Below are 8,582 nucleotides of genomic sequence, written 5' to 3'. Positions count from 1 at the left end.
GTAAGGGATGCCTTGAGGCATTTGAAAGGGAACCCGAAAAATATCTATCCACATAACAGGTTCATTTTTTTCAGGCTGAACCGTTCTTCATAACATCCGGATAACAGGAACGGCTTACCAAACGCAGACGCAAATATTAAAAGGGTTGGATCAGATCCAGAACAGAGATACGAACCAATACTGATATTATTGCTTTTTAAAAAGATTCATGAGTTTTTTGCAGTTATCCCAATAACCTTGCTCATAATGGGTATATACTGTTCATCACCATCAAAAAGCACCCGTACATATACTCCCCCTTCTTCCACAACCGGTAACCTGAAACTATACTCCCCAGCCAGATCAGTCTCTTCGACCCCTGCCTGCAGCCAGTTTAAAGCGTCTGAACTATGACATTCAGCTACGCAGCCACTGTCAGAAGAGACAAACTGATAATGCAACTTCCGGTCAGGAATTCCTTTCCCTGATGAATCTGTCAACCTCCCTTTGAAGGTGACTTCGTCTCCGACGCGGGGGTATACCGGCCATCCGGAGAGTGTAAGCGTGGTTTTACCAGATTTTGCTGAGGGGATCACATCAACTTCAGCCTTGGGGCTGTATACACCATTATATAATGCTTCAAATCCCCAGTCACCACCTACATCTGCGGGAAGAGCGTAAGAAAATCCGCCATGCTGATCAGGAGAAGAAAGCACAAAAGTATCGGCAAGACTTCCATCCGGGGCTGAAATGAGAATAATCGCATCTGATGGTGCACCATTTATAAGCGATTTGTCAATAGTTCCTTTGAGATGAATCTCATCTCCAATTTCAGTGCTATGAGATTCGGGGGTGATTACCACCAACATGACACCATCACCATGTTGACCCGTTTCATTATGTTTATCTCTAACATCCTCTGCAAACGTTGCGGTGCCAAGCAGCACCATGCTCACCAGTAATGTCAGAACCATTCGCAGGCAGATCGTACCAGCCATTCCTCCTGTACAGATATCCAGTATTTATCTCTCATGTTCCAGGATATCAGGTTTCGCGCATACTTATCGGGCAGGTACCGGATTTGTGAATTCCGACTCATAATCTGGCAGGAGAGCAGAACATAAAAAAGAAGTGAACATACCGCGCAGGAAGCTGCGTATTACACAGATTAAGATCTCCAACCGGATCAGTATTTTATCTGATATCACCACAAGACGGGAGAACAATATACTCTCTGAAATAATGTAGGGGATATGACTCCATTTTTACAAACTGGTTCCAGATAAGGTTTCTTCTCCAAGGATCTGACAAACTCTGCCAATCTTTCCATCTACCAGGCGAACCTTAATTCCATGGGGATGATATGTTGAGTTTGTGAGGATCTCTTTGACGGTCCCCCGAGTCTTCTTTCCGGTACGCTGATCCTGTTTCTGTACAATATCTACCCGAACGCCCGGACAAATCGTCCCCCTGTCTTTCCCATCTCCAACCATATAAATCAGGATTTCAGTTATGAGATAATCCCTGCCATATTCAAAACAATTGAGATTTCCCGTATCAAATAGCCCTTACACTCATATAGAATGATGTCTGGATGAACCTACCATGAGAGACAAATGATGAAACAAAAAATTGGGATATTTACTCCTCTAGCGTGGAGATATCCCCGGGATCCAGCCCCATCTCTTTTGCCTTGAGTACCCGTCGCATGATCTTACCACTCCTCGTTTTGGGGAGTTTGTCCATGAATTCGATTGCATTTGGCATGGCAATGGGTCCGATACTCATGCGGACATGATAGGTCAGTTCAGCGACAAGTTTCTGACTCGGCTCATATCCCTGTACCAGAGTCACAAATGCCTTGACCGCCTGGCCTTTGATATCATCGGGAACCCCGATAACTGCTGCCTCTGCTACTGATTCATGTTCAACCAGGGCCGACTCCACCTCTGCGGTCCCGAGATTATGTCCGGCCACAATGATGATGTCATCAGATCTTCCCAGTATCATGATATACCCGTCCTGATCTTTTACCGCAAGATCTCCGACCGTATAATAATCCCGGATCTGCGTCCAGTACTTTCGGTACCGTTCATCATTGCCATATACCGTTCGCATCATCGACGGCCAGGGCTCTTTGATAACCAGCAGGCCACCCTGTCCCGGGGGCACCGGATTTCCATCCTTGTCCACCACATCAGCAACAACACCTGGGATCGGAACTCCGGCAAAACCCGGCTTCATTGGCATACCAAGCGGAGTTGTGATCATGTGCATACCGGTTTCAGTCTGCCACCAGGTATCCAGGATCGGGCACCGGTTCTTTCCGATCACACGGTAATACCACTCAAAGGCTTCAGGGTTAAGTGGTTCACCAACTGATCCGATGATCCGGAGCGAACTCAGGTTATACTTGTTCGGCCATTCTTCTCCAACCCGCATGAACATTCTGATTGCTGTCGGAGCCGTATAAAATATCGATACCCCAAACTCCTCAACAATACTCCACCAGACCCCAAAATCCGGATAGTCAGGAGTGGTCTCTGTAACTACAACGGTTGCTCCGACGGAGAGCGGACCATATACGATGTAACTGTGGCCGGTGATCCAGCCAGGATCAGCAGAGCACCAGTATACGTCATTCTCCTTGATATCGAAGATGTATTTACAGGTATAATGAGTACCAACCATGTATCCTCCGCAGGTATGGACGATCCCTTTGGGGGATCCGGTAGTCCCACTGGTGTACAGGATAAAGAGTGGATCTTCTGCATCCATCTTTTCAGGAGGACATTCTTCAGCCATCCCTTCCTGGATCCCATAGAAGTCCACTTCAATCTCAGAGTACAATTCAAGTGGGCATTTTTCTCTGCATAGGACGATAACCTTCTCAACACTCGGGGCGTTATGCACTGCCTCATCTACAATACTTTTGAGGGGTATCGTCTTTCCCCTGCGTTTTCCGACATCGGCAGTGATTACAATCTTTGCATTAGCATCCCTGATGCGGGAGTGAAGTGCCTCGGCTCCGAACCCGGCGTACACAATCGAGTGGACTGCACCGATTCTTGCGCATGCCAATATTGCAATGACATGCTCGGGAACAAAAGGCATGTAAAAGCAGATCCGATCTCCTTTCTTCACCCCCAGATTTTTCAACGCATTTGCAAACCGCATCACTGACCGGTACAGCTGACGATATGTCAGTACCTCTTCCTCTCCGTCTTCCCCTCGCCAGATGATGGCGAGTTTATTTCTGCGCCCGTTGTTTACATGACGATCCAGACAGTTCTCGGTGATATTCAGTTTTGCACCAGTAAACCATCGTGCATAGGGATGATCCCATTCACGGACCTTATCCCAGGGTTGCATCCATTGGAGTTCGCGAGCCTTTTCATCCCAGAATGCATCGGGATTTTCACAGAATGCCCGATAAGCTGCTTTGTAATCACCCAATGCTGAGTTTTCCTGGTACTTCGGATCAGGTATGTATGCCTTATTCTCAAGTTTGACTTCAAAATCTTCGGCCATAGTAAGTCACCTTCATGATTAATCGTTAAGAATACCCCCCAGTCAGATCCGAAATCAGATACGATTAGAGGAGAGTAATGATGCACCAATATTCCGGAGTGGATGCACCACTCTGATCAGAGATTATACAGAGTCATATTTAATAGATCGTATATGTCGTACATATCTGAAGAGAAATTAATTGCATGTGTTCGATTAAAATTTAAAAATAGGCAACATTATGAGATTTTAAATTAATCACTGACACTTGTATGAGTAAATCAGTAGGAGGCGATGATTTATCTGGTTAATTGCAGAAGGCTATGTACGACAGAAAGGACGTAAACCATTGTCGCATAATTCAGGGGGTTGGATGATTGGAGATCTTGAGGAGCTAACAAAAATACGGGAACTTTTAGCAGAACATCCACGGGGGATGTCAATTACCGATCTGTCCCGCAAACTGGGATTACACCGGACAACAGTTGCAAGATACATGGACGGGCTCCAGATGAAAGGAGAAGCAGATCTGCGGATCGTAAGTACTGCCAAAGTGTACCACCTTGCTGCACGTATTCCTTCTTCAGCCATTTCTACATTCACTTGTGAGCCGTATCTTCTCATCACCTGCCGGCTGGTTATCGGGAGTGCAGGAAATGGAATTTCAGGACTTTTGGGTCTTTCCGATGATTTAACCGGGCGGCAGATCTCTGATTCTGACCTGGCAGGGTTCATTCAGGAAGAGATGATGCCCGGGATCAAACTGGCGATTCAAGGTGAGAAGAGCAGTGTCAACCTCACCATCCGCCAAAAAGAAGAGATGAAGGAACTTACAATTTCGATAATTCCTGCAGTCTGTGAAGATGGTCGTCCGGGATGCGTATTAATCTGCAAAGATGAAACCCTGTTTCAGCAGGCAGTGAAACAGGCAGAAATCTGTACAAGAGAAGCAGAAGCACTTGCTTCAGATCAGAACGAATTCGTAATTCGCATCCGGCCTGACGGGCTCCTCACCTATGCCAATGATGCATTCTGCCGGCGAATGGAAAGAACCAGGGATGAAATCGTTGGATTTCCATATGAACCGGTCATATCCCACGAAAACCTGAACCAATTAAAGACACTTCGATCCATGCTGACCAGGGAAGACCCTACAGGGATCATCACATTCAAAGTTATCCAACCTGACGGGATGGTTTCCTGGGAGGAATGGCATTATCGGGGGATTTTTACTCAGGATGGGACCATCAGGGAATATCAGGCGATTGGTTCTGACATCTCCGAGCGCAAACATCTGGAGGAACAACTACACACCTATCATAGCAACTTCGAAGCGATTGTTACTCAACGCACAAGAGAAATGAAGGCCGCAAACCAGGATCTCATGGCAGAGATTGCCAGAAGGGAGAAACTTGAGCGCGAACTGTTAATCATCAGATTTGTCTTTGACCAGGCATCAGACTCCATCCTCCTTTTTGAGAGAACAGGAGCATTATATCGGGCAAATGAGACTGCATGCAAACTTCTCGGATATACCAGAGAAGAGATCCAGCAGATTACAGTCTTTGGCATCAACCCTGAGATCACGCAGAAAACATGGGATCAGATGTGGGAATATAACAGCGTTACGGAAGATTCCTCACGAGTCAGATCAGTTCATCGCCGACGAAATGGAGAACTCATTCCAGTGGAGATATCACGTAAATTCATATCAGCCGGTCCATTGTCGCTCTTCTGCTCCATTGCCAGGCAGATCATTATGACTGATGAACCAGAACACGGCATCAGCACGTAGACCAGATTAATCACACCAAGATCCGAATTATTATGCATCCGTATGTCAAGATCAACGTACGGACCATGCCGGGTGAATGGATATGACCAAGGTTCTTCTGGTTGATGACGAATTAGTGCTCCTTGATCTCGGGTGTCAGATCCTTGAAAAGAGATTTGGTTTCTCAGTAGAGACCGTCGGATCCGGAGAAGAAGCGTTGAATAAATTAAGCAGTGAACGATTCGATGCAGTAATATCAGACTATGCAATGCCCGGTATGGATGGCCTGGAACTGCTTCGGAGAATTCGTGAAGAAGATGCCCAGATTCCATTTGTCCTTTTTACCGTCAAAGAACGGGAAAAAGTTGCTGTGGAAGCACTGAACAGTGGTGCGAATTTTTATGTCCAGAAGGAAGAAAGCCCGCATATTGCCTTTACCGAACTAGCCCATAAGGTTAATACCGCAGTCGAACTGGTACGGGCTGAAAATAACCTGGTTATTCAGCGTGATCTTGCCATTGCCAGCGCAAATTCACGAGAGATCAAAGAAATACTTGCTCAATGTCTGAAGGCAGCAATAAAAACCTCATTTATGGATGCTGCTGCCATATACCTGATGGACGACCACGACCATCTCTCACTTACAGCTGTTGATGGTTTCTCACCCGAATATAGCGATCACATCATTCAGGCACACCTCATTCCTCTCTTCTTCTCATTACTCAGAGTGTCAGACACAGTATTCAGAGATCAGAAGACTATCCAGGAATATTCACGAACCCTGTTTACCAGTGAAAACATACATTCAGATGTTGTCATCTCCCTCACCCACCATGGCAAACCAATCGGCCTTATCCATCTTGCATCACACGAAAACGACCAGGAATTACCAACACCTCTTCAGCGATCACTCCATGGAATCGTAGTACAGATAGCCGGTCACATTTCCGATTGTATCGCTGAGGACGCTCTCAGGGAGAGCGAGAGGATGGTCAACACCCTGATTACCAACTTGCCTGGAATGGTATACAAGTGCCTCTTTGATGAGGAACGTACCATGGAGTTTGTAAGTGAAGGGAGTCTGGCACTCACCGGTTATCACCCGTCAGACCTTGTTCAGAATCAGAACCCAACCTACACCTCACTCATTCATCCGGATGACCGTCCTCGGATTATAGAGGTTATCCAGCGGGCAGTGAACAGACATGCGCAGTTCAAACTGACGTATCGGATCTTCACCAGTTCCATGAAATTTAAATGGGTCATGGAACAGGGGGTAGGAGTATATGATGAAAACGAAGACCTAATCGGGCTCGAAGGATTTATCATTGACATTACACGTCAGAAAGTATTGGATGACCAGGTTAAGACCAGCCAGAACAGGCTCAACATGCTTTTTTCAAATATGAATGCAGGTTGCGCAATATTTCTGGACCATGACGGGGATGGCAGGTTCATTTTAATTGAGATGAATGCTGCCGCAGAGATTATGGAAGGCAGAAAAAAAGAGACCCTGCTTGGGAAGACATTCCAGGAATACTTCGGCCTTTCCATCCCCAAACCCCTTAATGACGCTTTGTCCAATCTTCTGACGTATGGAAAACCACAGAATCTTCCCCAGATTTATCTGAACACCCCATCTGGAAAAAAATGGAGGGAAGTATACCTTTCACAAAGTCATATTGGAAACGAGAGTGAGATCTTTCTTATCTATAGTGATGTAACCAGCAGAGTCAGAGATGAAGAGCAGATCATCGCTTCACTGCATGAGAAGGAACTGCTCCTGAAGGAAATTCATCACCGGGTAAAAAATAATCTTCAGGTCATTTCAGGGATACTCAAACTTCAGGCGATGAGGACAACAGACCCGGTCACAACTGAAATTCTGCAGGACTGTCGGAATCAGGTCTTTTCAATGGCATCGATTCATGAACTCCTTTATAGTTCACATGACATCGGTAATATCAATATCAAAGGATATGTTGAAAACCTGATAAATCACCTGAAACAGGAGTATGAAGGTGCGAATTCATCAATTCAGTACATCACCGAAATTGATTCCACGATTGTTCTTGACATTGAACGGTGTATCCCCTGCGGATTAATATTAAATGAATTGATAACCAATGCCGTCAAATATGCCTTTGAGCCAGAGGGAAAAGGGGAGATACGGGTGACCTTCACCCATCATGATCACATGTATCGAATGGAAATATCAGATAACGGACGTGGGATGCCAAAAGAGAAGAAAACTTCAGGTACCTCACTTGGAACAGAATTGGTAAACCGGCTTGTCCACCAGCTCAAAGGAGAGATTAGGTATCCGGAAGGACCAGGAACCACAATCACGATAGTATTCAATGACAATCAGGGGAGCGGATAAACCCATGAAGCGGAAGATTCTGATCGTTGAAGATGAAGCTGTCACTTCTGTGCTCCTTGAAAAAACCCTGAAAGAACTTGGATATGAGGTGGTCGGGAGTGCCTTTGACGGCTTGGAAGCGATAAATCTTGCCAGAGAAAAGAGACCAGATATCATCCTGATGGATATCAGAATTCAGGGGGATATGGATGGAATTGAAACTGCAAAGAAGATATATCAGCAGTACAAGATTCCTATCATCTATCTCACCGCTCATTCTGATGATGATACTATCAAGAGGGCAGTTGAGTCCGGGCCCTTCGGTTATCTGATCAAACCCTTCAAAGAACGCGAATTATACAGCAATATTGAGATGGTTGCCCATAAACACAAATTATATCAGACAACCACCCAACAGGCGCATCCCCCTGAACCAGAACACGAGCCCGAGCCCCAACCGGTAAAATCTCAACCTACGCCATCACCCTTAAAAGCAGGTGATTACCGGCTTGCGATCCTGGCAATCCAGTCTATTCCACATCCGGTCATGCTCTTTACCGTAGGAGGGGATATAATCTTCATGAACAACGCCTGCCGTTCATTTTTTAAACATGATTCCCTGAAAGCCGGAGTGCCAAAGTCAATTGAAGAGTTGCCAGATCTCTTTCAAAAGATCTGGGCTTCAGGCAGTGACCGTTTTAAGGAGGGGAAGGGATTTGCAACAAACGGCCCTCTTGAGATTCATGAGATAATACGTAGGGTGAGGATTGACATGATCCCACTTATGGACAAAGGAGCCCTGCAGTTCATCACGTCGATGATGGTTCCCGAACCGGCAGCTGGTGGAGGATTAAATCCGGGAATGAACACGCTGCTGGATGAGACTGTTTCCCGGATTCAGGAGATCCAGTACCTGGCATCTACTGAAGAGACACACCGGCTCAGAAAAATATCAAT

The 8,582-nt window shown here is 45.9% G+C and carries 6 protein-coding genes; 3 read left to right on the top strand and 3 right to left on the bottom strand.

Annotated features, from left to right (window positions below; all coding sequences use genetic code 11):
* Positions 1-206: 206 nt before the first annotated feature.
* The 3 genes from LUQ50_RS06085 to acs form a co-directional block, all read right to left on the bottom strand.
* Complete coding sequence (locus LUQ50_RS06085; RefSeq protein ID WP_300037713.1) at positions 207-977, bottom strand: hypothetical protein; 771 nt, start codon at positions 975-977, stop codon at positions 207-209.
* 267 nt (positions 978-1,244) lie between these two features.
* Positions 1,245-1,472: a YwbE family protein gene (locus LUQ50_RS06080; RefSeq protein ID WP_300037710.1), complete on the bottom strand. Its 228-nt coding sequence runs from the start codon at positions 1,470-1,472 to the stop codon at positions 1,245-1,247.
* Between the two features lie 148 nt (positions 1,473-1,620).
* Positions 1,621-3,510 carry an acetate--CoA ligase gene (gene acs / locus LUQ50_RS06075; RefSeq protein WP_300037707.1) on the bottom strand — a complete coding sequence of 630 codons (1,890 nt, stop codon included), beginning with the start codon at positions 3,508-3,510 and terminating at the stop codon, positions 1,621-1,623.
* A 352-nt stretch (positions 3,511-3,862) separates the two neighbouring features.
* Between acs and LUQ50_RS06070 the strand changes: the two genes are divergently transcribed.
* The 3 genes from LUQ50_RS06070 to LUQ50_RS06060 all read left to right on the top strand — a co-directional run.
* On the top strand, positions 3,863-5,284 hold the full coding sequence (locus tag LUQ50_RS06070; protein WP_300037704.1) for a PAS domain S-box protein: 1,422 nt from the start codon (positions 3,863-3,865) through the stop codon (positions 5,282-5,284).
* 82 nt (positions 5,285-5,366) lie between these two features.
* A complete protein-coding gene (locus LUQ50_RS06065; protein ID WP_300037701.1) occupies positions 5,367-7,646 on the top strand; it encodes a histidine kinase dimerization/phosphoacceptor domain -containing protein in 2,280 nt (759 codons plus the stop codon).
* A 4-nt stretch (positions 7,647-7,650) separates the two neighbouring features.
* A partial coding sequence (locus tag LUQ50_RS06060) for a response regulator (protein WP_300037700.1) occupies positions 7,651-8,582 on the top strand: 932 nt, incomplete at its 3' end.

Origin of the sequence: Methanospirillum sp. (genome assembly GCF_028679455.1) — an archaeon.
In the GTDB taxonomy this organism is placed as follows: Archaea; Halobacteriota; Methanomicrobia; order Methanomicrobiales; family Methanospirillaceae; genus Methanospirillum.
Note: the sequence above shows the minus strand (reverse complement) of the source record. Positions and strands in the feature narration are given on the sequence as shown.